Annotated in this window: 19 protein-coding genes and 1 pseudogene; 9 read left to right on the top strand and 11 right to left on the bottom strand. The window is 70.9% G+C overall.

Features of this window, described 5'->3' with window-relative positions:
* Positions 1 to 378: TIGR02266 family protein (locus D7X55_RS11710; protein WP_121723106.1), on the top strand; the 378-nt coding region annotated here is incomplete at its 5' end.
* Between the two features lie 280 nt (positions 379 to 658).
* A complete protein-coding gene (locus tag D7X55_RS11705; RefSeq protein ID WP_121723105.1) occupies positions 659 to 2263 on the top strand; it encodes an ATP-binding protein in 1605 nt (534 codons plus the stop codon).
* Between the two features lie 82 nt (positions 2264 to 2345).
* On the opposite strand, the gene D7X55_RS11700 is transcribed toward D7X55_RS11705, so the two are convergent.
* Positions 2346 to 3479, bottom strand: a complete 1134-nt coding sequence (locus tag D7X55_RS11700) for a class I SAM-dependent RNA methyltransferase (RefSeq protein ID WP_121723104.1) — start codon at positions 3477 to 3479, stop codon at positions 2346 to 2348.
* Entirely contained in the window at positions 3476 to 6073 is a 2598-nt protein-coding gene (locus D7X55_RS11695) for a response regulator (RefSeq protein ID WP_121723103.1), read from the bottom strand. Before D7X55_RS11695 ends, D7X55_RS11700 begins: the two co-directional genes overlap by 4 nt.
* Positions 6074 to 6486: 413 nt before the next feature.
* Between D7X55_RS11695 and D7X55_RS11690 the strand changes: the two genes are divergently transcribed.
* Together D7X55_RS11690 and D7X55_RS11685 are read left to right on the top strand one after the other, a co-directional pair.
* Positions 6487 to 7524, top strand: a complete 1038-nt coding sequence (locus D7X55_RS11690; protein WP_233609798.1) for a fatty acid desaturase family protein — start codon at positions 6487 to 6489, stop codon at positions 7522 to 7524.
* A gap of 361 nt (positions 7525 to 7885) precedes the next feature.
* Positions 7886 to 10051, top strand: coding sequence for a glycosyl hydrolase family 18 protein (locus D7X55_RS11685; RefSeq protein WP_121723101.1), 2166 nt, complete (start codon positions 7886 to 7888; stop codon positions 10049 to 10051).
* 67 nt (positions 10052 to 10118) lie between these two features.
* On the opposite strand, the gene D7X55_RS11680 is transcribed toward D7X55_RS11685, so the two are convergent.
* Complete coding sequence (locus D7X55_RS11680; RefSeq protein ID WP_121723100.1) at positions 10119 to 10868, bottom strand: 1-acyl-sn-glycerol-3-phosphate acyltransferase; 750 nt, start codon at positions 10866 to 10868, stop codon at positions 10119 to 10121.
* A 200-nt stretch (positions 10869 to 11068) separates the two neighbouring features.
* Between D7X55_RS11680 and D7X55_RS11675 the strand changes: the two genes are divergently transcribed.
* A complete protein-coding gene (locus D7X55_RS11675) occupies positions 11069 to 11962 on the top strand; it encodes an oxidoreductase (RefSeq protein ID WP_120551014.1) in 894 nt (297 codons plus the stop codon).
* A 4-nt stretch (positions 11963 to 11966) separates the two neighbouring features.
* On the opposite strand, the gene D7X55_RS11670 is transcribed toward D7X55_RS11675, so the two are convergent.
* The 3 genes from D7X55_RS11670 to D7X55_RS11660 form a co-directional block, all read right to left on the bottom strand.
* Entirely contained in the window at positions 11967 to 12818 is an 852-nt protein-coding gene (locus D7X55_RS11670) for an alpha/beta fold hydrolase (protein WP_233609797.1), read from the bottom strand.
* Between the two features lie 426 nt (positions 12819 to 13244).
* Positions 13245 to 14042: an SAM-dependent methyltransferase gene (locus tag D7X55_RS11665; protein WP_121723107.1), complete on the bottom strand. Its 798-nt coding sequence runs from the start codon at positions 14040 to 14042 to the stop codon at positions 13245 to 13247.
* A gap of 113 nt (positions 14043 to 14155) precedes the next feature.
* Positions 14156 to 14716: a NifU family protein gene (locus D7X55_RS11660; protein WP_121723099.1), complete on the bottom strand. Its 561-nt coding sequence runs from the start codon at positions 14714 to 14716 to the stop codon at positions 14156 to 14158.
* Positions 14717 to 14846: 130 nt separating this feature from the next.
* Here D7X55_RS11660 and D7X55_RS11655 point away from each other — a divergent pair, with 130 nt between their 5' ends.
* The 4 genes from D7X55_RS11655 (at position 14847) to clpA (ending at position 19186) form a co-directional block, all read left to right on the top strand.
* Positions 14847 to 15287 carry a hypothetical protein gene (locus tag D7X55_RS11655; RefSeq protein ID WP_120551017.1) on the top strand — a complete coding sequence of 147 codons (441 nt, stop codon included), beginning with the start codon at positions 14847 to 14849 and terminating at the stop codon, positions 15285 to 15287.
* 63 nt (positions 15288 to 15350) lie between these two features.
* Positions 15351 to 16511 carry a GNAT family N-acetyltransferase gene (locus D7X55_RS11650; protein WP_120551028.1) on the top strand — a complete coding sequence of 387 codons (1161 nt, stop codon included), beginning with the start codon at positions 15351 to 15353 and terminating at the stop codon, positions 16509 to 16511.
* Positions 16512 to 16573: 62 nt separating this feature from the next.
* Positions 16574 to 16900, top strand: coding sequence for an ATP-dependent Clp protease adaptor ClpS (locus D7X55_RS11645; RefSeq protein ID WP_014399347.1), 327 nt, complete (start codon positions 16574 to 16576; stop codon positions 16898 to 16900).
* 3 nt (positions 16901 to 16903) lie between these two features.
* The gene (gene clpA, locus D7X55_RS11640) at positions 16904 to 19186 is read left to right on the top strand and encodes an ATP-dependent Clp protease ATP-binding subunit ClpA (RefSeq protein WP_121723098.1); all 2283 of its coding nucleotides are present in this window, start codon (positions 16904 to 16906) and stop codon (positions 19184 to 19186) included.
* Between the two features lie 72 nt (positions 19187 to 19258).
* On the opposite strand, the gene D7X55_RS11635 is transcribed toward clpA, so the two are convergent.
* The 5 genes and pseudogenes from D7X55_RS11635 to D7X55_RS11615 form a co-directional block, all read right to left on the bottom strand.
* Entirely contained in the window at positions 19259 to 20878 is a 1620-nt protein-coding gene (locus tag D7X55_RS11635) for a methyl-accepting chemotaxis protein (RefSeq protein ID WP_120551019.1), read from the bottom strand.
* Between the two features lie 43 nt (positions 20879 to 20921).
* Positions 20922 to 21989 carry a chemotaxis protein CheB gene (locus D7X55_RS11630; RefSeq protein ID WP_120551020.1) on the bottom strand — a complete coding sequence of 356 codons (1068 nt, stop codon included), beginning with the start codon at positions 21987 to 21989 and terminating at the stop codon, positions 20922 to 20924.
* Positions 21986 to 24145 carry a response regulator gene (locus tag D7X55_RS11625; protein ID WP_120551021.1) on the bottom strand — a complete coding sequence of 720 codons (2160 nt, stop codon included), beginning with the start codon at positions 24143 to 24145 and terminating at the stop codon, positions 21986 to 21988. Before D7X55_RS11625 ends, D7X55_RS11630 begins: the two co-directional genes overlap by 4 nt.
* Positions 24135 to 24674 (bottom strand): chemotaxis protein CheW, encoded by a 540-nt coding sequence (locus D7X55_RS11620; RefSeq protein WP_120551022.1) that lies wholly within the window; start codon positions 24672 to 24674, stop codon positions 24135 to 24137. Before D7X55_RS11620 ends, D7X55_RS11625 begins: the two co-directional genes overlap by 11 nt.
* Positions 24671 to 24957, bottom strand: a pseudogene (locus tag D7X55_RS11615) (SAM-dependent methyltransferase); the annotation flags it as partial. The pseudogene D7X55_RS11615 and the gene D7X55_RS11620, both read right to left, overlap by 4 nt.

The following is a 24957-nucleotide window of genomic DNA, read 5'->3' as shown; positions in this document are numbered from 1 at the left end:
CCCATCGCCGCCCCCGCGCCCTCGTACTCGAGCGCCGAGTTCGTGGGTCTGGAGCGCCGGTCGGACGACCGGCTCCACGCGGACGTGAAGGTGACGATGAAGAACACGGGCATCTTCACCGACCACCGCATCATCAACCTGTCGTCGGGCGGCCTGTTCATCGGCACGGACCGGCCGCTGCGGTTGGGCACGCAGGTGGAGTTGACGCTGCGCTTCGATGATCCGGAGCGGGTGATGACCCTGCGCAGCTCCGTCATCTGGGAGAACTCCCTGGACGACGGCAAGAACCCCCGCGGCTACGGGTTGCGCCTGAGCGCGCTGCGCGCGGAGGAACGGGACTTCATCCAGCAGTACGTCCGCCGCACCAAGAAGCCGTGACTGCTTCCCGGGCGGTTCGACTCGCCCGGGCCTAGAACAACTGGCCCAGGAAGACCCCGCCCATCGCCACGAAGGCCACCCACACGGCCATGACGGACTTCAACTCCAGGTCCCTGCGGTCCAACACGTTCGCGAAGTTCATGGTCTCTTCTCCAGTGCTCAACGCCTTCACCCCTTCCTACGGAGCACCCGCGCGGCGATTGCCTGGGGCCCCCCAGGCTCCGGAAGCCCCGGAGCCCGCGGCCAGGATCACCCGGTGGCCCCCGGCGAGGGTGCGGCGATGAGCGCGCCCGTTCCGCCGGGCTCGCTGGATGGCCTCCTGCCCGCGCTGCCGGTGCCCCTGTTCGTGATTCGAGGCGACCGGCTGGTGTTCACCAACGCCGCGATGCGCACGCTGCTGGGCCTTGGCGAGGACGAGCTGCCGTCGCTGATGGAGCTCGCCGCGCGCTTCGGCCCGGAGGAGCGCGCGTGGGTGGAGCCCATGGCCGAAGCGCTGGCGCGCGGCGAGCAGCCCCCGCCGGTACAGCCCGCGTGGGTGCGCGTGCGCGGCGCGGACGGACGCCAGCACCTGCTCTCCCCCATCACCGCGCCGGGCCGCGTGCCGGAGGAGCAGCTGGTGCTGCTGTTGGACGCGGAGGGCGGGGACGCGGTGCGGAAGCTGTCCACCGTGCTGGTGTCCACCGCGGCGGAGCTGCTGCGCTGCCGCGATGAGGCGCAGGTGCTGGAGCTGGCGGTGGACGCGGTGCACCGGCAGGGCTTCTACGTGTCCGTGATGTTGCTGGAGGGGGACTTCCTGCGCCACGGTCCCATGCGACAGGAGCCGGAGAGCCTGGCCGCCGCGGCGCGGCTGTACGGACAGGACGTGCACCAGGTGCGCTTCCCCCGCTCGGGGATGCCGCACCTGGCGGAGGTGCTCACGAGCCGCCGGTCGGTGTTCCATCCGGACGCGTTCAGCATGGCGCGGCGGCTGCACTCGCCGGAGGTGGCGGACAACATCCAGCGCGTCTATCCGCCGGGCTCGCGCGCGCTGGACGCGCCCATCTTCGTGGGGGACGAGCCCTTCGGCGTGCTGGCGGTGCAGTCCACCACGCTGACGCCCGCGAACGCGGGAGCGCTGGAGCTGTTCGCGCAGCTCATTGGAGGCGCGCTGGAGAACGTGCGCCACCACCGCGCGGCGGAGGCGCGGCTCGCGGAGGTGCACCGCCTGCAGAACGAGCTCATCGCCAGCGAGCGGCTGACGGTGCTGGGCGAAGCGGCGGGCGTGGTGGCCCACGAGGTGCGAAACCCCCTGGGCGCCATCCTCAACACGGTGGCGGTGCTCAAGCGCGAGCCCCGCCTTGGGCCCGCGGGTGCGTCCGCGGTGGAGATGCTGGAGGAGGAGGCCATCCGGCTGGAGGACATCGTGCGCGACCTGCTGGACACGGTGCGCCCGCTGGAACCCCGGCCGCGCCCCGTGTCGCTGGGGGAGCTGGTGCACCGGGCGCTCGCGCAGCTGCTCCACGGCCGCGAGGAGCTGCCCAAGCCGCGCGTGGCCTTCGACGAGGCGCCGGACGTGCCGGACCTGTCCGGCGACGAGACGCTGTTGCAGCTGGCCGTCACGCACCTGATGCGCAACGCCATCCAGGCCTCGCCGTCCGGGGGCACGGTGCGCGTGGCGGTGCGCCGCGTGACGGACGGCGTGTCGCTGGTCGTGGAGGACGAGGGCCCGGGCATCGCGGGCCTGGATCCGAAGCGCGTCTTCGAGCCCTTCTTCCTCACCCGGGCCAACGGCCGGGGGCTGGGCCTGGCCATCGTGCGGCGCGTGGTGCTCGCGCACGGGGGCAAGGTGCGCGCGGGCGCCAGGCCCGAGGGCGGCGCGCGCTTCGAGCTGGAGCTGCCGCTCTAGCGACACGCAGCAACAGCAGACCGCGCTTCGGCAGCATCAGTGCGGCCACCCGCTCACTTCGAGCGGGTACTGACGCTCCAGCTCAAGCGCCCGAGAGCAACAGCAGACAGCGCAGGCCGCCGTTCTTCACGTTGAGCGAGCGCGCGCCCTTGAGCCCCAGCGACGCCACCAGCTTCGGCTCCTCGGGGACGATGAGCGCCTTGCGCCACTCGCGGAACGCGCCGTTCATCGTCGCGCCCAGCGCGCGGTAGAGCTCCGGCAGGTCGTCCGCCTCGCCCACGCGCTTGCCGTAGGGCGGGTTGGCCACCACGAGCCCGGGGGCATCCGGTGGCGCCTTCAGCGTGCGCAGGTCGTGGCGCTCCAACGTCAGCGTCACACCCGCGCGCCTCGCGTTGCGCCGCGCCGTGCCCAGCGCTCCCGCGTTGAGATCAAACCCGCGCATGGGCGCGCGAGGCTCCGCCAGCGACCCGGCCTCCGCTTCCGCGCGCAGGCGTGCCCAGGCCTGCGAATCGAAGGAGGGGAAGGACTGGAACGCGAACGTGCGCAGCATGCCCGGCGCGCGGCGCTGGGACAGCCACGCGCCCTCCACCAGGAACGTGCCCGAGCCGCACATTGGATCCACCAGCGGCACGTCGCCCGCGTAGCCCGCGAGCCGCAGGATGCCCGCGGCCAGCGTCTCGCGCAGGGGCGCGCGCCCCACCTCCTGCCGGTAGCCGCGCTGGTACAGGGGCGCTCCGGACGTGTCCGCGCTCACCGTCCAGCGCTCTCCGTCTCCGCGCACCAGCAGCGTGAGCCCCGGCCCGCCGTCCTCGTCGTCCAGGTGGCCCGCGGCCGCGACCTCCTGGCCCCACGCCACGGAGGCGGACTCCAGCACCACGGCCGGGCCCGGGGCCACGGAGCGGTGCAGCGTCACCGACATCCGCAGCGGCACCTTCCCGTCCCAGACGTCCGCCAGGGGCAGCGCTTCCAGCCCCTGCACCAGCGCGTCCGCGGTGGGCGCGCTGAAGGTGCCCAGGCGCAGCAGCACGCGGCTCGCGGTGCGCAGGTGCAGGTTCGCCGTCTGGTGCAGGCCGGCCGGGCCCTCGCACTCGATGCCGCCCTCCGCGCGCCGGAAGGACAGCCCGCGCTCGCGAGCCTCCGCCTCCAGCGCGGGCTCCAGGCCCGGCAGCGTGGACACGTAGATGACTTCGCCCGTCCGGGCCCGCGCGTCCGTCACGCCGGCCTCGCCCGGGCAGTGGGGCCAGCGTCCTCGGCGGCCTGCTCCAGCGCGCGCTCCATCTGGTTCAAGTCATACGGCTTGGGCAGCAGCACCACGCGCTCCAACGCCTTGCCGTCCTCGCCCGACACCGCGCGCGAGTCCCCGGACGCGATGATGATGCGCAACGCCGGATACCGCCGCACGGCCTCGCGCGCCAGCGTCACGCCGGACTTTCCCGGCAGCGTCACGTCCGTGAAGAGCAGATCGAACGGCTCCTTCGCCAGCAGCTCGCTCGCGGCCTCCGCGGTCTCCACCGCGTGCACGGTGTGCCCCAGGTCCGACATCAATTCGGACGCGGACTCGCGGATGTCCGCGTCGTCCTCCACCAGCAGGATGCGCAGCGTGCCCTTCGGCCGGGCCTCCGCGGGCGGGGGGGTGCGGTACTGCTTCGCCGTCAGCCGCTGCTCGCGTCCGCGCAGCAGCACGCGGATCTTCCGCGCCAGGTCCTCGCGCCGGTACGGCTTGGACAACAGGTTCACACCGGGGTCCAGCCGGCCGCCGTGCACGATGGCGTTCTCCGTGTAGCCGGACGTGAAGAGCACCTCCAGGTCCGGCAGGTGCGCCTTCGCCAGCCGCGCCAGCTCCGGGCTTCGCACCGGCCCCGGCATCACCACGTCCGTGAAGAGCAGGTCCACCGGCAGGCCGCTCTGGATGACCGCGAGCGCGCTCTGGCCGTCGTGTGCCTTGAGCACGCGGTAGCCCAGCTCCGTGAGCACCTCCACCACCGTGGCCCGCACCGCCGCGTCGTCCTCCACGACGAGGATGGTCTCCGTGCCGCCCTCCACCTGCCCGGTGCTGTTCTCCGCCGGCTGCACCGCCGCCTGGAAGGTGCGCGGCAGGTAGATCTTGATGGACGTGCCGTGGCCCAGCTCGCTGTAGATTTTGACGTGGCCGCCGGACTGCTTCACGAAGCCGTACACCATGCTCAGCCCCAGGCCCGTGCCCCGGCCCTCCGGCTTCGTGGTGAAGAACGGCTCGAACGCGCGCTGCATCACCTCCGGCGTCATGCCGGTGCCCGTGTCGGAGATGGCCAGGAGCACGTACTGCCCCGCCGACACCTCCGGGTGCAGCATCGCGTAGTGGTCATCCAGCATCGCGTTGCCGGCCTCGATGGTCAGCTTGCCCCGGCCGTCCATGGCGTCGCGCGCGTTGATGGCCAGGTTGAGGATGACGTTCTCCAGCTGGTTGCGGTCCACGGACGTGTTCCACAGCCCGCCCGCGATGACCGTCTCCACCTCCACGTCCTCGCCCAGCGCGCGGCGCAACAGGTCGTCCATGTCGCGCACCAGCCGGCCCAGGTTGAGCGCCGTGGGCGCCAGCGGCTGCCGGCGCGCGAACGCAAGCAGCTGCGAGGCCAGCCGCGCCCCGCGCTCCACCGCGCCCAGCGCCGTCTCCAGACGCCGCTGCGTGCGCGAGTCCCCCACCGCGTCGCGCTGGAGCAGCTGGAGATTCCCGCTCACCACCTGGAGCAGGTTGTTGAAGTCGTGCGCCACGCCGCCGGTGAGCTTGCCCACCGCCTCCATCTTCTGCGCCTGGAGCAGCGCGGCCTCCGCCTGGCGGCGCTCCGCCTCGCTCTCCTCCAGCGCCCGCGTGCGCTCGCGCACCAGCTCCTCCAGGTGGTCGCGGTGGCGCGACAGTTCGTCCTCGGCGCGCTTCTGCGCCGTCATGTCGTGGCCCTGGACGAAGATGCCGGACACGCTGCCATCCAGCTCCACGATGGGCTGGTAGACGAAGTCCAGGAAGACGTCCACGAGCGGCGCCCCGGGCTCACGCTGAAGCTGCAGGGCCATGTTGTGCGCGACGAAGGGCTCGCCGCTCTTGAACACCCGGTCCAGCAGGCCGATGAAGCCCTGTTCGGCCACCTCCGGCAGCGCTTCGCGGACGGACTTGCCCAGCAGGTCCCGGTTGCCCACGAGCGTGAGGTAGGAACGGTTGGCCAGCTCGAAGACGTGCTCCGGCCCCTTCAGTGCGCACATGAAGCCCGGGGCCTGTTCGAACAGGCGGCGCAGGTGCCGGCGCTCGTCATCCAGCACCCGGTTGGCGTCCTGCACCGCCTGGGCGCGCGCCAGCACCCCGCCCATCAGCTGCGTCCGGGGCACGCCCTCCTCCAGCGACGTCTCCACCTCGCGCACGGCCTGCTTGAGCAGCTGCAGCTCCGTCACGTCCATCGTGTGCTGGAGGATGAAGGCCACCTCGCCCCGCGCGTCGAAGAGGGGCGTGTGCGTGGCGCTCCAGTAGCGCTCCCCCAGCACGATGCCCGCGCTCGTCTGGCGGGGCACCCGGTAGGGAATGAGCGCCAGGGTGTCCGGCGCCCGCTCCGCCAGCACCCGCTGGAACGACTCCCGCAGCATCCGGGTGCTGGGATGGGCCGGGTCATCCGGGTCGTGCGGAAACGCCTCGAAGGGAGTGCGCCCGACCAGGTCCTCCAGCCGGCTGGCGGTCACCTGCAGGTAGGCGGGGTTCGCCGTCACGTACCGCAGCTCCCGATCCAGGAGCATGTAGGGATTGGGCGACAGCTCGAAGAGCTTCTGGAAGTCGAAGGGTGCCTGCATCCATTCACGGGGGTGGTCCAGCAGCCCCCCCGCCTTTCCTGTGGGCCGCCGCGATACGCGGAAAGGGGTTCGGGTCCAGTGTACGGACATCCCCTCCATTGCACCGGCCAAAAGGCCTTGGCCCCCTGTCTTCCCGGGCGCCAGCCCTCCCCAGGGGCGGCCTTCTGGACACCACTCAACATCCGCCTCCGCACCCCACCCCTTGGACCCGCCATGTCCGTCATGGCTGTAAGACTGAGCGGGTCTTTCGGACCTCTCAATTACCATGATATGAGAGTATTACCGCCAAGGCGGTGTAATCCCACATGAACCGGGGTGTGCGGCAGGGGGTCGCCTTGGGATGCAGGGGGGAAGGAAACGACCTCCCGGCCTTCCGCCAGAGCACTCGCGCCCGGCAGGAGGTCTGTCCCCAGATGCTCGCCGTTCCAGAACCGTTGTCGGTGGATGACTCGGAAGCGGTCACCTCCCGAGCGTTTGAGCGCCGTGCGTTGACGGCGTCGGTGAGGCAGCTGTCGGTGGTGACCAACGCGCGCGGCCTGTGGGCGGTGGCGCGTCAATGGCTCATCATCGCGCTGTCGGTGGCGTTCGTGGTTCAGGTGGACCGGTGGTGGGCGTGGGTGCTGGCCGCGGTGGTCATCTCCTCGCGGCAGCACGCGCTCTTGAGCCTGGTGCATGAAGCCTCGCACCACCACCTGCTCACGAACCGCAAGCTCAACGACCTGGTGTCGGACCTGCTGTGCGCGTTCCCCATGAACATCACCACGGAGGGCTACCGCAAGGAGCACGTGGAGCACCACCGCTACGTCAACACGGAGAAGGACCCGTACTGGCGCACGGCGCAGCGCGACCGTGCGTGGATCTTCCCGCGCACGCGCGGGAGCGCGGCGCTGGTGCTGCTGGGGGACATGGTGGGCTTCTTCTCCCTCTCCCACCTGCGCATCGTCGTTCCCTGGTCCTATACGGGCCGCTCCATGGGCAAGGGGGGCCCGCCCATCTCCCGCGCGGAGCATGTCCGCTACGCGCTGTGGCTGGCCGGCTTCATCACCTTCCTCACGCTCACGGGCGGCTGGCTGCACTACCTCCTGCTGTGGTCCATCCCGTCGCTGACGCTGATGATGATGGCGTTCCGCATCCGCGCGCTGGTGGAGCACCCCTTCACCCCCGCCACCCCGGATGAGACGCACGAGACGCGGGACGTGGAGGGGGCCACCTGGCTCGAGCGCTTCTTCATCGCGCCCTTCAACGCCAGCTATCACCTCTCCCATCACCTCTTCCCGTCCGTGCCCTACTACCACCTGCCCGCGCTGCATCAGCGGCTCAAGCAGACGGACCTCTTCCGCCCCGGGGAGAACCATTTCCAGACGTACCTGGGCGGTGACAAGAGCGCGTGGAGCTTCCTCACGTCCGCGAGCAACCAGGACATCCCGCATCCATTGCCCGTGAAGGATTGAAGCCAGCCGTGTAGCAGCGTGGCTGTCTTTCCCCTGGAGGCGCCCCCGTGGCGCCTCCAGGCGTTTAAAGCGCCCGCCAGCCCAGGCCGTCACCAGGCGCGTTTCCCTCTGGAAACAGACGCCCGCCGTGCCGCTGACACAGCGGCCTGGCGTCCTCGTGACGTACCGAAATACCCCACCCCATGCCTTGAACGCAGACGCTCAATCGCGGTGTTTCTCCGCCTGCGATTCGCCAGGTCCCCCCTCCCCCGCTCGCCAATTCCGGCGCGCGACAGGGCGACCGGGGACTCCTGCCACGCGCCGCGGGCAGGGGATGCCGTAGCCCCGGACCCGCCCCTTCCACCTGGCCGCAGGAGCGAACTTGAGAAGGCAGCTCATTGGGTTCCTCGTGGCGTTGGGCGCGATGCACACCGGCTGCGGTGGCGCGCCGGACTTCACGTCCACCGCGGGCGACGACGACTCGCTGGGAATGTCCGGGGACGCGCTCGCGAGCGCGACCACGATGTATGACGACGCGCTCGGCTCGGGCTGGCAGGACTGGTCCTGGGCGACGCACAGCCTCACCGCGACGAAGCCCGTCTACGCGGGCACCCGTTCCATCTCCGCGACGTTCGGCCCCTGGAAGGGCCTGTACTTCCACCACGCGGGCGTGCCCACCACGGGTTATGGCTTCGTGGAGCTGCAGGTGAACCCCGGCGCGACGGCGAACCCCGCCATCGCGCTCTACGCGAGCGTGGGCGGCGTGGCGAAGCCTCCCGTGGCGCTCAACCCCACCTGCGCGGGCGGCACCCTCAAGGCCAACGCGTGGACGCTGTGCCGCATGCCGCTGTCCACGCTGGGCGCGGCCAACGCCACCCTGGATGGCCTGGTGGTGATGGAGAACGCGGGCCGCACGCTGCCTGTCATGTACTTCGACAACGTGCGCCTGGCGGCGAGCACCACCGCCCCGTCCGCGCCCACGGCCCTGAAGGCCACGGGCTCCGCGACGGACGTGGCCCTCACCTGGGGCACGGTGACGGGCGCCACGGGCTACCACGTCTACCGCGCCACGTCGCAGACGGGCACGTACACGCGGTTGACCTCCTCCGCGCTCAGCGCCGCGTCCTACAAGGACACCAGCGCGGCCGTGAACACGACGTACTGGTACGCCGTCACCGCGCTCAACGCGGCCGGTGAGAGCGCGAAGTCCACGGCGGTGTCCGGCAAGCGGACCTCCACCACGGGCGTGAGCGTCAGCGTCACCCCCGCGAGCGTGACGCTGTCCCGGGGCGGAGTGCAGACCTTCAACACGCTGGTGACGGGCAGCACCAACACGGCCGTCACCTGGAGCGTGCAGGAAGGCTCCACCGGCGGCACCATCACCACCAGCGGCACGTACACCGCGCCCCAGACGGCGGGCACCTACCACGTCGTCGCCACGAGCAAGGCGGACACGACGAAGAAGGCCACGGCGGACGTGGTGGTGACGGGCCCGGTGGGCACCACCAACAAGTGGGTGTCCGGCTACTACACGGGCTGGAACGCGGATGAGTACCCGCCGGAGAAGGTGGACTTCAGCGCGATGACGCACATCATCGTGGGCCGCGTGACACCGAACACGGACGGCACGGTGGACGCCATCTTCGACAACTCGAACGGCTCCGCCATGGCGAAGACGCTCTCCACGCGCGCGCACGCCGCGGGGCGCAAGGCCATCATCATGGTGGGCGGCGCGGGCGAGCACGCCAACTGGGTGGGCGCGGCCACTTCCGCCAACCGCGAGAAGTTCGCCCAGAACCTGCTCAAGGTAATGGACGACCACGGCTATGACGGGCTCGACATCGACTGGGAGCCGGTGGAGGAGGCGGACAAGCCCAACCTGCTCGCGCTGGTGCAGCGGCTGCGGCAGCTGCGGCCCAACATGCTGCTGACGTTCCCCATCGGGTGGATCAACAACAACTTCGCCTCGGACGCGTCGCTCAAGTGGTACCCGCAGCTGGCCCAGTACCTGGACCAGGTGAACGTCATGTCCTACGAGATGATTGGCGTCTGGGACGGCTGGGATTCGTGGTTCACGTCCGCGCTCAAGGGCGAGTCCGGCCCCCACCCGACGTCCGTCGAGTCCAGCCTCAAGGCCTGGGTGGCCGCGGGCATCCCCAAGGAGAAGCTGGGCATGGGCATCCCGTTCTACGGCCTCGCGTGGCGCAACATCACCGGCCCGCGCCAGCCCTTCACCCACTGGTCCGACTACGTGGGCGGGGACAACTCCTTCACGTACAAGAAGATTCTGGCGCTCTCCAAGACGGGCACGCTCCGGTGGGACGCGACGGCGCAGGCCAACTACGTCACGTTCAACACGCCGGTGGAGGACGGCACGGTGCGCTGGATTACGTACGACGGTCCGGAGGCCATCCAGGCCAAGGGCCAGTACGCCAAGGCGAACGGCTACGGCGGCACCATCATCTGGACCATCAACCAGGGCTGCACGGACCCCGCCACGGGCGCGAACCCGCTGCTCACCGAAGTGAAGAAGGCGTTCCTCCAGTAACCGGGACGGCTTGAAGAAAGACGGCCGCGTGGGCACCCGCCCGCGCGGCCGTTTGTCTTTGGGGGCCTCAAGCCGAAGGAGGCACGGCGGAAGGCGGCGCGGTGGGGGCCACCGGCTGCGGCCCTCCGGCATAGACGCCCTGGTACTGCGGCGGCAGCAGCGCGGCCACCCGGCGCATCATCGCGTCCACCAGCGCCTGGCGCGTGTCGGAGGCGCCGGCCACCTCCGGCTCCAGGTCCTCCATGCGGAAGGCGGGCCCGAAGGTGACGGTGACGTCGGCGTGGAAGAGGCGCTCGCCGCCCATGTCCGCGTCGTTGATGGGCATCAGCTTCTCCGTGCCCGTGAGCGCCACCGGGACGATGGGCACGCCCGCGCGCTTGGCGATGAGCCCCACGCCCTTCTTCGCCTGGAGCAGCCCCGCGGAGCGGCTGCGGCCACCCTCCGGGAAGATGAGGACGGACTGGCCGCCCTTGAGCAGCTCCACGCAGCGGCGCAGCGCTTCGATGTCCGGCGAGTTGGGCGTGATGTCGATGGTGTCCATCGTCTCCGCCGCCAGCCGGGTCATCACGGTGCCGTGCAGCTTCACGCCCGCCAGGAAGACGACCTGCCGGGGACGCAGCGCCCGGTAGAGCGTGAACCCGTCCGCGTTGGACAGGTGGTTGCAGATGAAGAGGCAGGGGCCCGCCGGCAGGTCCTTCAGGCCATACACCTTCGCGTGGGACAGCCGGCCCCACACGCCGTGCATCAGGCCGCGCACGACGTGGCGGCGCAGGCCATAAGGGAGCAGAGACATCAGGGCGAAGAGAAGTCGAAGCACGGTACCGGCCCACCTCCACCTGAAGATGTAGTCCTGCCCGGTGGGGTGGGTCAGCGGTCCTCCGGGAGCGCCAGGCCGCCCGCCTGCCCTTTCGTCATCCAGCCAACGAACGGCCTGCCCCCCGGTCCCGGCGCGCCAGGCCCATCCGTGGGAGCCCATCCCGCGCGCCCCCACGCACCCCGCGTGTTATGGGGAGCCGCATGAGCGCAGAAGCCACGCCCTCCCGGGCGAAGCGGCCCGTCGAGTACGAGGCCACCGTCACCGACGTGCGGATGGAGACGCACGACACGGCGACGTTGCTGCTGGAGCTGGATACGAGCGCGGGACCGCTCGACTACAAGGCCGGCCAGTTCATCAACATCGACCCGCACCAGTTCCAGGCGCTCGCGCAGCAGTGCGCGTACCTGAAGGAACAGAAGGGGCGCAAGGAGGCGCCGCGCTCGTACTCGCTCGCCTCCGCGCCGCATGAGCGGCACGTGGCCATCACGGTGAAGGACGAGGAGTTCATCCCGGGCGTCACGCGCTACCCGCCGCTCTTGTCGCCCCTCTTGGTGCATGGGCGGCTGACGGGCGCGAAGCTGAAGGTGACGGGCTTCATGGGGCTGTACGTGCTGCCGGACGACGCGGCGGAGCGGACGGACCACGTGCTGCACGTGGTGGCGGGCTCCGGCGCGGTGCCGAACTTCGCCATCGTGAAGGACGCGCTGCACCGCGGGCTGAAGCTGCGGCACACGTTCCTCGCGTCCAACAAGACGTGGGCGGACGTCCTCTACCGGGAAGAGCTGGCCGCGCTGGAGCGGCAGGCGCCGGAGCGGGTGCGGGTGGTGCACACGCTCACGCGCGAACTGGATGAGACGAAGTACGGCCCCCAGGTGCGCAAGGGCCGCGTGGCGGAGGCGCTCTTGCGCGAGCTGGTGCCGGCCCCCGACAGCTGCCTCGTGTACGTGTGCGGGCCCGCCATCACGGCGTGGGACCGGCGCAAGGCGCTGGAGACGCGCACGCCCGCCACGCCGCGCTTCATGGAGTCCGTGCTGGGCCACCTGCACGAGCTGGGCATCCCGGACAAGCGCATCAAGCGCGAGGCCTACGGCTGACGCGTCAGTGCGAGGTGACGTCCACCGGCGGCAGCTGGTCCAGGAACGTCAGCACGTGCTCGGCCGTCTCGCGCGGCTTCTCCATGGGGAACAGGTGCGAGGCGAGCGGCAGCGTGTCCACCCGCGTGCGCTTCATCTCCTGCCCCGCCCGCGCCAGCGCGTCGGGGAGCAGCGTGTCGGAGCGCTCGCCGCGCAGCACCAGTGTGGGCGTCGCGTTGGCGCGGATGAGCGCCCACGGGTCCGAGGGGAAGGTCTCGAAGATGCGGGCCTCCCACTCGCGCGGGAAGCGCAACGTGAAGCCGCCCGCGTCCGAGGGCACCAGCCCGTGGGTGATGTAGTCGCTGAAGCAGTCCGCGTCCCAGTCCTTGAACAGCGTGCGCTGCCGGTACGCGGCGGCCGCCTCCTCGCGCGTCGCCCAGCGCTCCCGCCGCTTCAGCGCGCCTCGCACGATGGGGGTGCGGTCCATGCGGCCCAGCAGCTTCAGCAGGCGCAGCGCCCACAGGCGTGAGCCGGTGAGCAGCACGGGATCCAGCGCCACCACCGCGCGGAACAGCCCCGGGTTCGCGGCGGCGGCCATCAGCGTGCTGGTGCCGCCCACGCTGTGCCCCACGCCCAGCACGCCGGAGCGCCCGCGCGCCTTCAGCTCACGCGCGAGGTCCTCCCCCAGCTCCTTCCAGGTCGTGAGCGCCTTCGGGTCCTGGCCCGGCGTCAGCGCCCGCGTGCGCAGCGACACCACGTGGTAGCGGGTCGCGAGCCGCGCGAAGAGCTTCCGGTAGGTCTCCGGAGGAAAACCGTTCGCGCAGGCGAAGTGCAGGAGCGGACCGCTCCCGCCCCAGTCATCCAGCTCCAAGGCCATGCCCCTTCCCATCAACACCCCCTACCGCGTCACGGCGGAGGGACTTCACGGCTCGCCCCACTCGCATCCGGTGCCCTGACGGCCACCGGGCCGGCCCCAATCCCGGGACGAGACTCCGTACCCCGGCATTCAGACACCGCGAACGCCGCCCTGGGTCCTGCCGCCCGGCCCGACCTCCCGCATGACGTCATCCTGACCGGTACCCCTGACGTGCCCACGTCCTCCGACATCCTCCGGAGCCCCTCCTCAAGGAACCCGGCCCTCTGGAATGTCTTCCCGTGCGCATCCGCACGGGCGACGGGCATGTAACGGCTGCCCCGCCGCCTCGCACGCGCGGGACGGCGGCGCCGCCGGTGCGGGGGCACACGCCCCCGCCCGTCAGGTCACCTGCCCATCCCTACGGTCCAGGTAGGGGCGCGCTTGCGTTCAGGATTCCGGAGCCGGCTCGGGCACCGCGTCCTGCACGGGCTCCGGCTCCGCGTCCGGCATGGGCTCCGAGCCAGCGCCCGCGGGCGTGATGCCCAACAGCCGCGTCAGCCGGGGCTGCACGCCCGTCTCCGCCAGCAGCGCCTGGAGCTGCAGCCGCGCGCGCCGGTTGTCCCGGTGCACGCGCCGCCCGAGGATGAGCTCGTTCTTCAACGAGTGCTCCCACCCGGTCAGCTCCGTCACCGTCACCTGGTAGCCGAAGGCCTCCAGGGTCAGCGCGCGGATGACGTTGGTCAGGTGCGAGCCGAACTCGCGCCGGTGCCAGGGGTGCTGGAAGAGCAGCGGCATGGAGCCGGCCGGCTTCGCCTTCTTCTCCTTCAGCTGCGCGGCCACCTCCGCCTGGCAGCACGGCACCACCGCCACGTGGTCCGCGCCGTGCTTGATGGCCGCCACCAGCGCGTCGTCCGTGGCCGTGTCGCACGCGTGCAGCGCCATGAGCACGTGGATGCGCTCCGGGTACTCCGCCGCGTCGATGTGCGCCGTCTGGAAGCGCATCCGGTCGAAGTGCAGCCGCTCGGCGCGGCCCTTCGCGCGCTCCGTCAGGTCCGGCCGCCCCTCGATGGACAGCAGCTCACCGCCGCCTGAGTCCTTCAGGAACAGCTCGTAGACGACGAAGCCCAGGTACGCGTTGCCGCTGCCCGCGTCCACCACCACGGGGTTCGCGTGGCGCTGCTGCACGTCCTCCATGGCGGGGCGCAAGAGGCCCACCAGGTGGTTGACCTGCTTGAGCTTGCGCAGCGCGTCCGCGTTGAGGTTGCCCTCGCGCGTGAGCAGGTGCAGCTCACGCAGGAGCGCGGGGGACTGGTCCGGCAGCAGCTCCTTGCGGACCTGCGGCGCCTTGACGTTCCGCCTCAGACGGACACCACTTCGGTGACCTCCGGGATCATCTCCCGGAGCCGGCCCTCGATGCCCATCTTCAGCGTCGCCGTGGACGACGGGCAGCCCGCGCACGAACCCTTCATGTGCAGGTACACGATGCCGTCCTCGAAGCGGTCCAGCGTGATGTCACCGCCGTCCTGCGCCACCGCCGGGCGGATCTCCTCGTCCAGGATGACCTGGATGCGCTGCTCCACCGTGCCGTCCGCGGACGCCGTCTGGCGCGCCGCCGCGATGGCCGCCTCGTCCACCACCGGCAGGCCTTCCGTCAGGTGCGTGTCCAGCGTGGACATGACGGAGTCGTTGAGTTCGTCCCACTCGCCCGACTCGCCCTTCGTCACCGTGACGAAGTTCGTGCCCAGCATCACCGCCGTCACGCCCGTGATGTCCATCAGCCGCAGCGCCAGCGGCGACTTCGCCTGCGCCTCGTCCCGGTTGGTGAAGTTCACCGCGCCACCGGCCAGCAGCTTGCGGTCCACCACGTACTTCAGCGTGCTGGGGTTGGGGGTCCACTCGAGCTGGATGTTCACTGACATGCTGTTCTCCCTACGAAAGTCCGCTACGTCTAAAGGGCGCCGGGCCCCATAGCAACCTGTCCGGCTGTCAGGCAAACGCCCCGCGCCGTTCATTCACTCCGGCCCGTCACCGATGTAAGACAGGGCTCCTATGCCCTTCCCGCCGCGTCTCGCCCACCTCGCCACCAAGGCCGTGGTGGTAGCCAAACTGGGCCCCACCTACGCGGACGCCCACCGCATCGACTCCGAGGAGGCCGCCCAGCGCCTGTCCTCCGCCCTCTCCGGGCGCCTGCTGACCTCCCTCCTGGAGGCCACCTGGACGCAGATGCTCGGGAGCACGAAACGTCTCAAGGAAGAAGGCCTCCTGGAGAAGGTAGCCGCCACCCTGAGCGACCGGCCCCAGCGGCCGGGCAAGGTCGCCACCGTGACGGCCGGGTGGAGCGCCTTCCTCATCCTGGTGGACCTGGAGGTGGGCACCGCCAGCGACGCCGCCCGCCGCGTCATGGAGTCCGACGAGGGCCGCAAGCGCGCCGCCGCGGGGCTCACGGAGGTCGCCGGCTTCCTCGCCCAGGAGCTCACGCGGGGCAAATAGGACGGCCGGCCGGTCATGGCGGCAGCCGCCACGCGCCGTTATAGGCTGACGCTCGCCACGTCCATGTCCGCCCCGCTCCCCACCACGCTGCGCCTGCTCACGTCCATCACCGACGTTCCCGCGCCGGTGTGGGACGCGCTCGTGGACCCGGAGTCGGTGCCCTTCCTGGAGTGGGGCTTCCTCGCCGCCCTGGAGGAGAGCGGCAGCGTGGTGCCGGAGCGCGGCTGGCACCCGCGCCACCTCACGCTGTGGCGGGGCTCGCGCCTCATCGCCGCCGCGCCCGCGTACCTGAAGGACGACAGCCACGGCGAGTTCGTCTTCGACGCCATGTGGGCCACCACCGCCGAGCGCGCGGGCATCCGCTACTACCCCAAGCTCGTCCTGGGCGTGCCCTTCACCCCCGCCACCGGCCGCCGCGTGCTGGTGGCCCCGGGCGAGGACGCCCCCTCCCGCGAGGCGGAGCTGTACACCGCCGCGCTGGAGTACGCGCGCGCCGAGGGGCTCTCCAGCGTCCACGTCCTCTTCCCCACGGAGGCCGAGCTGCCCGTGCTGGAGGCGCAGGGCTACGCGCTGCGCCTGGGCGTGCAGTACCTGTGGCGCAACGCGGGGTACCGGACGTTCGACGACTTCCTCGCCCGCTTCCGCTCCAAGCGGCGGCATCAGATTCAACGCGAGCGGCGCGAGCTGGAGGCCCCGGGCATCACCCTGCGCACGCTGCGGGGGGACGAACTGGCGGACGTGGACGCGGCCTGCGCGCACCGGCTCTACGTGTCCACGGTGGACCGCTATCCGTGGGGCGTGCGCTCGCTGACCGAGGACTTCTTCGCCCGCCTGCTCGCTGGCTTCAAGCACCGCTGCGAGTTCGTGGAGGCCCGCCGGGAAGGCCGCAGGGTGGCGGGCGCGTTCAACTTCACCGGGCCACGCACGCTGTACGGCCGTTATTGGGGAGCGTTCGAGGAGCATCCGTTCCTGCACTTCAACGCGTGCCTCTACCACCCGGTGGAGGACTGCATCGCCCGGGGCCGCGAGCGCTTCGAGCCCGGCGCGGGCGGCGAGCACAAGCTCACCCGGGGTTTCGAGCCGCACCTCACGTACAGTGCGCATTTGTTCCTCCACCCCGGCCTGGACCGGGCGGTGCGCGGCTTCCTGGCGCACGAGCGGGCAGCCGTCGAAAGCGGCCTGCCCCTGTGGTGGGCGGAGACGGGTTTCAAGGAGCGGGTCTGAGCGGTTTCAAGCAGGCCCGCCAATGGTTCGCGAAGCGCACAGGCAAGGGAGTCCGCAAGCCCATGGCTCAGAAGCACCAACACGATGACGGCCAGGTCGTCACGGAGGCCGTCCCCAAGCAGAAGCTGAAGAGGCCGACGCTCTACAAGGTCCTCCTGCACAACGACAACTACACCACGCGCGAGTTCGTCGTGGCCGTGCTCAAGGAGATCTTCCACAAGTCGGAGACGGATGCCGTGCAGATCATGATGCACGTTCATTACAACGGCATCGGAGTGGCGGGCGTTTATACCTACGACGTCGCCGAGACGAAGCTCAAGACAGTGGAGGCCGCGGCGAGGGACAACGGGTTCCCCCTGCGGCTGTCCATGGAACCCGAGGAAGGCTGAACCGTGGCAGGACCATCGATTGCCAAAGAATTGCAGGCCAGCTTCCGCACCGCGCTCGACGAGGCGCGGAAGATGCGTCACGAGTACCTCACCCTGGAACACCTGCTGCTGGCCCTCACCCGTGAGTCCCGCACCCGCGAGGTGCTCAAGGGCTGCGGCGCGAACGTCAAGCGCCTGCAGGAGAACCTGACCTCCTTCCTGGAGGAGACGGTCGAGCGCCTGCCCGACGACGTGGACGCCGAGCCGCAGCAGACCATCGGCGTGGAGCGCGTGCTCCACCGCGCCGCCATGCACGCGCTGTCCGCGGAGCAGAAGTACATCGACGGCGGGGACGTGCTGGTCGCCATGTTCCGCGAAGAGGAGAGCCACGCGCTCTACCTCCTGCAGCAGGAGGGCGTCACCCGCCTGGACCTGCTCAACTACATCTCCCACGGCACCACCAAGGACGGCGAGTCCGAGGGCGAGCCGCGCGCCACGCCCGCCGGTGACGACGAGGACGGCGAGTCCCAGAAGAAGAGCCCGCTGGAAGCGTACGCCGTGCAGCTCAACAACGAGGCCAAGGCGGGCCGCATCGACCCGCTCATCGGCCGCGACAAGGAGCTGGAGCGCACCATCCAGGTGCTCTGCCGCCGCCGCAAGAACAACCCGCTCTACGTGGGTGAGGCCGGCGTGGGCAAGACGGCCATCGCGGAGGGCCTGGCGCTCTACATCCATGAAGGCCGCGTGCCGGAGGCGCTGAAGAACGCGGTCGTCTACTCGCTGGACATGGGCGCGCTGCTCGCGGGCACCAAGTTCCGCGGCCAGTTCGAGGAGCGACTCAAGGGCGTGCTCAAGGCGCTCCAGGAGCTGCCGGACGCCATCCTCTTCATCGACGAAATCCACACCATCGTCGGTGCCGGCGCCACGAGCGGCGGGTCCATGGACGCGTCCAACCTGCTCAAGCCCGCGCTGGCTTCCGGGCGGCTGCGCTGCATTGGCTCCACGACGTTCCAGGAGTTCAAGGCGTCGTTTGAACGCGACCGCGCGCTGTCCCGCCGCTTCCAGAAGATTGAGGTGGACGAGCCCAGCGTGGAGGACACCGTCAAGGTGCTGGAGGGCCTGCGCAGCCGCTACGAGGAGCACCACCACGTGAAGTACGGCGAGGGTGCGCTCCAGGCGGCGGCGGAGCTGGCGGCCAAGCACATCAACGACCGGTTCCTGCCGGACAAGGCCATCGACGTCATCGACGAGGCCGGCGCGGCGGAGCGGCTCAAGCCGGAGGGCGTGCGCACGGGCGTCGTGTCCGCGCACGACATGGAGCAGGTCGTCTCCAAGATGGCCAAGATTCCGGCCAAGAGCGTGTCCGCGAGCGAGGGCGTCCAGATTCAGAACCTGGACAAGGAGCTCAAGGGCGTCATCTACGGGCAGGACAAGGCCATTGAAGAGATGGTGGGCGCCATCAAGCTGTCGCGCTCCGGCCTGCGCGCGCCGGAGAAGCCCATTGGCAGCTTCCTCTTCTCCGGCCCCACGGGCGTGGGCAAGACGGAGCTGGCGAAGCAGCTGGCGCAGAGCCTGGGCGTGGAGTTCCTGCGCTTCGACATGAGCGAGTACTCGGAGAAGCACACGGTGAGCCGGCTCATCGGCGCGCCTCCGGGCTACGTGGGGTTCGACCAGGGCGGCCTGCTCACGGACGCCGTGCGCAAGCACCCGTACGCGGTGCTGGTGCTGGATGAGATTGAGAAGGCCCACCCGGACCTCTTCAACATCCTGCTCCAGGTGATGGACCACGCGACGCTCACGGACAACAACGGCCGCAAGGCGGACTTCCGCAACATCATCCTCATCCTGACCACCAACGCGGGTGCGCAGGAGATGAGCACCAAGGCCATGGGCTTCGGGGATACCAGCGTGGTGGTGGACGGCTCGCGGGCGAAGAAGGCCATCGAGCGCACCTTCACGCCGGAGTTCCGCAACCGGCTGGACGGCTGGATTCTCTTCTCCGGCCTGCCCCCCGAGGTCATCCTCAAGGTCGTGGACAAGGAAGTGCGCCTGCTCCAGAAGGTGCTCGACGAGAAGAAGGTCAAGCTGGAGCTCACGCCCGCCGCCCGCGCGTGGCTGGCCGAGCACGGGTACGATCCGGCCTTCGGTGCGCGCCCCATGGCGCGGCTCGTGGACAACACCCTGAAGAAGCCGCTCGCGGAGGCGCTGCTGTTCGGCTCCCTCAAGAGCGGCGGCGTGGCCCGCTTCGACGTCGTGGACGACGCCGTGAAGCTCCAGGCGGAAGCCACCGAGGCCGTGCCGGCTTGAAGCACGGCTGAGGCCTGAAACACCCGAGGCCCCGGGCCCCCTTCACATGGGGACTCGGGGCCTTCGTGTTTCCTACTTCAGCGTCACTTCGATCTTGTACGCGCCCACGGCGCTGGAGAGCTGCTCGGAGATGATTTGAAGCGTGGTGGCCGCCTCACCGGTGGACCCGATGCGGGCCACGGTGTCGTCCATCATCTTGGACAAATCGTTCACCGCCAGGGTGATCTGATTGATGCCCACGTTCTGCTGGTTCACCGCGGCGGCGATCTGCCGGACGGCGGCGGCGTTGTCCTGGACGATGGAGGACAGCTCGCGCAGGTTCTGCCCGCTGTTGCGCACCTGCGCCAGGCCCGCCTCCATCCGCTCCGCGCCGCGCTCCGTGATGCGCACCGCGGCGGTGACGGAGTTGGCGATGTCGTCCAGCAGCTCCCGCACCCGCGTGGTCGCCTGGATGGACTGGTCCGCCAGGGCGCGGATCTCGCGCGCCACCACGCTGAAGCCCTTGCCGTGCTCACCGGAGCGCACCGCTTCGATGGCCGCGTTGAGCGCGAGCATGTTGGACTGGTCCGCCAGGTCCTTCACCGTCTGGGTGATGCCGCCAATCTGGCGCGTGCGCTCGCCCAGCTCCAGGATCTTGTGGGCAATCTCCCCCACCTGCTCACGGATGTCGTTGAGGCCCGCCATCGTCTGCTCGATGGAGGCCTCGCCCGCCCTGGCCAGGGTGTCCGCGCGCTCGGCGACGCTGAGCACGCTCTCCGCCTTCTGCGCGGCCAGCGTGGAGGTCTGCTTGATCTCCTGCGCCGTCACCTGCGTCTCCTGCAGCGCGGCGGCCTGGCGGGAGATGGTCTGCGCCTGCTCCGTGGAGGACGCGTTCAGGTGGTCCGTGGACTGCGTGAGCGCGGTGGCGGCGTGCTGGAGGTTGAGCGTCACCTCGCGCAGCTTGCCCACCATCTGGGAGAAGGAGTTGGACAGCCGCCCCACCTCGTCGTTGCCGCGCGTCTTGATGGGGCGCGTGAGGTCGCCGGACTCCACGATGTGGCCCGCCACGGCCGTGAGCTCCGCCAGCGGCCGCACGATGCTCCGGCCGAACAGCGCCGCCACCACCACACCGCCCGCCACCAGGAGGAGCGCGAACCCCAGCATCCGCCAGCGCAGCGCCTCCACCTTCGCGTCGATGAACTCGCGCGCCATGCCCACGTGCACGGTGCCCAGCCGGCCCTTCTCCGCCACGGCCGCCGCGACATCCAGCGCGCGCAGCGCCTTGCCGCCGCGCAGGATGCGCACCTCCGGCACCACGCGCGTGCGGCCCTGGCTCACGCCGGGCTGAGCGTCGAGGGCGGCCTTCAGGTTCTCCGGGAAGCCCCCCTGGAACGAGTGCACCAGCACGAAGCCGGTGGGGTCCTGGATGAAGATGTACGCCAGGTCCTCGCGCTCGCGGAACGTCTCCAGGAGCGGCTGGAGCGACCCCATGCCCGCGGACACGCCCTGCTCCGCGGCGATGGCCAGGCTCAGCGCCACGGCCTCTCCCTCGCTGGCGTGGCGCTCCTCCAGGTTGGACTGCAGCTGGCGGGTGGCGATGAGCGTGAGCAGCAGGGCCACGGAGGCGCTGATGAGGGCCGTGACGAGCACGAACCTCGGCGCGAGCCCGAGCCCTCGCAAGAAGGAGACAGGGAGCGTGGCGGAGGGCTTCAAGGGAACACTCCCGGACGACTGCGGTTTGACGCTGGGAAACGGCTCACCGTGCCCCTCCCTCCGGGCCACGGCTGGGACGGAACGACGGGCGCTGACAGCTCTGCAGGATGAGGTCCGCCACCAGCGCGAGCGGCGTGCCCCCATCGGTGGCCTTCAACTCCACGGCGGCGCGAGGCATGCCGTAGACGACGCTGGACGCCTCGTCCTGGGCCAGGGTGACGCCCCCGGCCTGACGGATGGCCAGCAGGCCCCGCGCGCCGTCCTCACCCATGCCGGTGAGCACGCCGCCGCCGCTGCGCCGGCCGTACGCCATGGCCAGCGAGCTGAGCAGCACGTCCCCGTTGGGGCACGGCCCGCCGGTGCTGCGCTGAAGACGCGCCAGGCCCACGCTGTCCACCAGCAGGTCATGGCCATCCAGCGGGAAGTACACGCGGCCCGGCTCCAGCCGTTCTCCATCGCGCGCGACGCCCACCTGGAGCTCGCACACCTGGGACAGCCAGCGCACCATGCCCTGCGTGAAGCCCACGGTGATGTGCTGCGCGACGAGCATGGGCACCGGCAGGTCGCGGGGCAGCTTGGACAGCACCTCCGCCAGCGCGGGCGGCCCACCGGTGGACGCGACCAGGCCGAACACGTCCACCCGCGCCCCGCTGGGCACGGGCGGCGGCGCCACCGCGCGCGGACGGCGGGAGATGACGGGCACCTCCGCCATCAGGCACACGGAGTGGGCCAGATCCCGGCCCCAGCGGCGCAGCTCCTCCGCGTTGGTGACGTTGGGCTTGCCAATGAGCTCCAGCGCTCCGGCGCTCATGGCCTGGAAGCCCAGGTCCACGCCGCGCTGCTCCGCCACCGCGCTCACCACCAGGATGCGCGCGGGCGCCTGGGACATGATGTGCGCGATGGCCGCCGGGCCATCCAGGCCGGGCAAGAGCAGGTCCATGGTGATGACGTCCGGGCGCAACAGGCGCGCCAGCTGCACGGCGCGGTTGCCGTCCCCCGCACGGCCCACGACTTCAATGCGCGGCTCCTCCGTGAGGAGCGCGGTGAGCGTGTTGGCCATGGTGGGCGAGTCATCCACCACGAGCACGCGAATGGACTTCTTCGTACTCACTCGCGGCTCCCACGGCGGCTCATCACGTCCAGCACCTCCGCGAGCAGCCGGCCCGCGGCACACTCGCGCTTGCTGAGGAAGCCGTCCGCACCGGACGCCAGGCCCCGGTCGCGCGCGACCTGGGTGTCGTGCGCGGAGACCAGGATGACGGGCAGCGTGCGCGTGTCCTTGTTCTCGCGCAGCCGGGCAATGAGCTCGATGCCGTCCATCTCCTCCATGTCCAGGTCGCAGATGACGACGTCGTACGTGTCCGCCTGCAGCCGCTCCAGCGCCCGCGCCCCGCTGGCCGCCAGGTGCACCTGGAAGCCGCCCGCCTCCAGCATGGCCCGGTGCAGCGCGCGCGCCGTGAGCGAGTCGTCCACCACCAGCGCCCGCCGGCTCACCGCGGACACCGTCACCTTCTCCGTATCCGACACCACCCAGTCCGGCCGCAGGATGAGCAGCAGCTCACCGCGGCTGAGCGTCGCCGCGCCCTGCCAGGCCGCCACCTCGCGCACCTCCGACGGCAGCGGGCGGATGACCAGGTCCCGGTCCCCCACCACCGCGTCCACGCCCAGCGCCACGCGCTTGCCGCCGCTCTGCACGATGAGCAGCGGCTGGCCCTCCGTGGGCGGAGACGACGCGCGCAGCCCCAGCCGCGCGCCCAGGTCGATGACGGGCAACAGCTGCCCCTGGTGTTCCATGTGCGTGCGGCGCTTGCCCACGCGCAGCATGTCCGGGCGCGCCAGCTGCGTGGACTCCACCGCCAGCATGGGCAGGCCCACGAACTGCTCCAGCGCGCGCACCATCAGCACCGGAGAGCTGCCCAGGTCCACCGGCAGCGTCAGCACGAAGCGCGTGCCCTGCCCGCGCGTGCTCGACACCTCGATGCGGCCCTGCAGCGACTCCACCGTGGCGCGCACCGCGTCCAGGCCCACCCCGCGCCCGGAGGTGTCCGTCACGTCCGAGCGCGTGCTGAAGCCCTCGCTGAAGATGAGGTCGCGCACCTGGTTGTCGTTGAGCCGCGCCGCCTCCTCCGCGGTGATGAGCCCGCGCTTCTCCGCGGCCTTGCGCACCTGCGAAAGGTCGATGCCGCGCCCGTCGTCGCTCGCCTCCAGGTAGAGGAGGTTGCCCTGCTGCTCCACGCGCAGCGTGAGCGCGCCCTCGTGGTGCTTGCCGGCCTTCTCGCGCTCGGCGGGCATCTCCAGGCCGTGGTCCACGGCGTTGCGCAGGATGTGCACCAGCGCGCCCTGGAGCTTCTCCAGCAGGCGCCGGTCCAGCGACACCTCCGCGCCCACCACCGACAGGCGCGCTTCCTTGCCCAGCTGGCGCGACAGGTCGCGCACCATGCGCTGCAAGGGGTCCAGGATGGTGCGCGTGGGGCGCGTGGTGATGGCCTTGAGGCCGTCCTCCAGCGCGTCCACGACGTCGCTCGTCTCCTCGCCGTCGGTGCGCAGCGAGCGGCCCGTGCCGGACAGCAGCGTGCGCGCCTCCGCGGTCTCCGCCAGAAGGCCCTGCTTCGCGAGCAGCGCGGACACCCGCTCCAGCTCCCGGCTGCGCTCCTCCACCCGCAGGCGCACCTCGCGCAGGCGCTCCACCTCGCGCATCAGCGACGTCACCTGGGCGGCGCTCACCCGCCAACCGGCGTCGGCGGACTCACCCACGGGCTCCGGCGCGGCCGGCATCTCCGGCGGGGCGCTGACCGCGGCGGGCTGCGCGGCGGGAGGCACCTGCGCGAAGGCGCCCCCCGGCAGCACGGCGGCATGCTCCGGCGGCGGCGCGGCGGCGACCAGCTGGGACAGCGCGGCGGCGGGGTTCGGCAGGTCGTCCCCGCGCCCGTCCGCGTGCGCCTGGGCGCGCAGCATGAAGAGGTCCAGCCCGTGCAGCAGCACGTCCACCACCGGGCGCGGCATCTTCTGCGTGTGCGCCTTGAGCGGCGCCAGCGCGTCCTCCAGCTTGTGCGCGATGTCGCCCAGGTCCTGGAGCCCCAGCGACGACGCGCTGCCCTTCAGCGTGTGCAGGTGCCGGCCCAGCCGCGTGTAGATCTTGGCGAGCGCGTCGTTCTCCAGCCCCTCGCGCTCCAGCTCCAGCAGGTCCATGGTGACCTTCTGGATGACCTCCTGCGCCTCCACGGCGAAGCCCGCCACCAGCGGCTGCAGCATCGGATCAACGGGCATGGCGCGCTCCCACGTCGGACCGGCCGAACAGGCGCTTCGGGTCGATGAGGTGGATGAGCTGCCGGTCGTGGGTGAAGACCTCCACCACCGGCCCCTCCGCCCGGGCGCGCGCGGCCTCCACGGACGCGAGCGGCAGCGTCGTGGGACGCGGAATGGCCTCGCAGTCGAGCGCGCACAGCTCACCGTCGCCCCGGTCCACCACCAGCAGCACGGCGGGGTCCTGCCGCCACCCGTGGCCGCCCAACAGCGACGCCAGGCTCAGCGCGGACAGCACCTGGCCCTGGAAGCGCAGCACGCCAATCACCGCGGGCGCGGACAGCGGCACCGGCGTCACCATGCGCAGGGGCAGCGCCGCGCGCAGCGACTCCAGCGGCAGCGCGTAGCGCTCCTCTCCCAGGGGGAACTCGGCGATCCAATGGACCGCCTCCTCCACCGTCGACTCGCCCTGCTCGCGCAGGCGCGCGGCCCGGCGCGCGAGCAGGTCTCGCGTCTCCGACTCCAGGGACTCGTCCACCACCAACGGCTTCATTCCAACGCCCCCAGATTCAGGTAGGCGTCAGCGGACGCCAGATAGAAGCGCGCGGGCAGCGCCTCCGGTCCATCCACCAACGCATCCGGAGGCAGCTGCCCCGCCCGCGTGCGCAAGGCGCGCATCAGCGGGAAGGCCGCGTCCCGGGCACCCGCGCGCTCGCGCAGGAGCGCCAATTCCAAGAGGCCCGGCAGGTAGTCCGGCGCCTGCTTCACCAGCAGCTCCAGCACCGCCGTCGCACCGGCCACGTTGCCCTCTTCAATCCGCTCCAGCGCCTGCAGAT

It is taken from the genome of Corallococcus sp. AB049A (genome assembly GCF_003668885.1).
GTDB lineage: Bacteria > Myxococcota > Myxococcia > Myxococcales > Myxococcaceae > Corallococcus > Corallococcus interemptor.
This window is presented reverse-complemented; position numbering and strand designations above follow the sequence as displayed.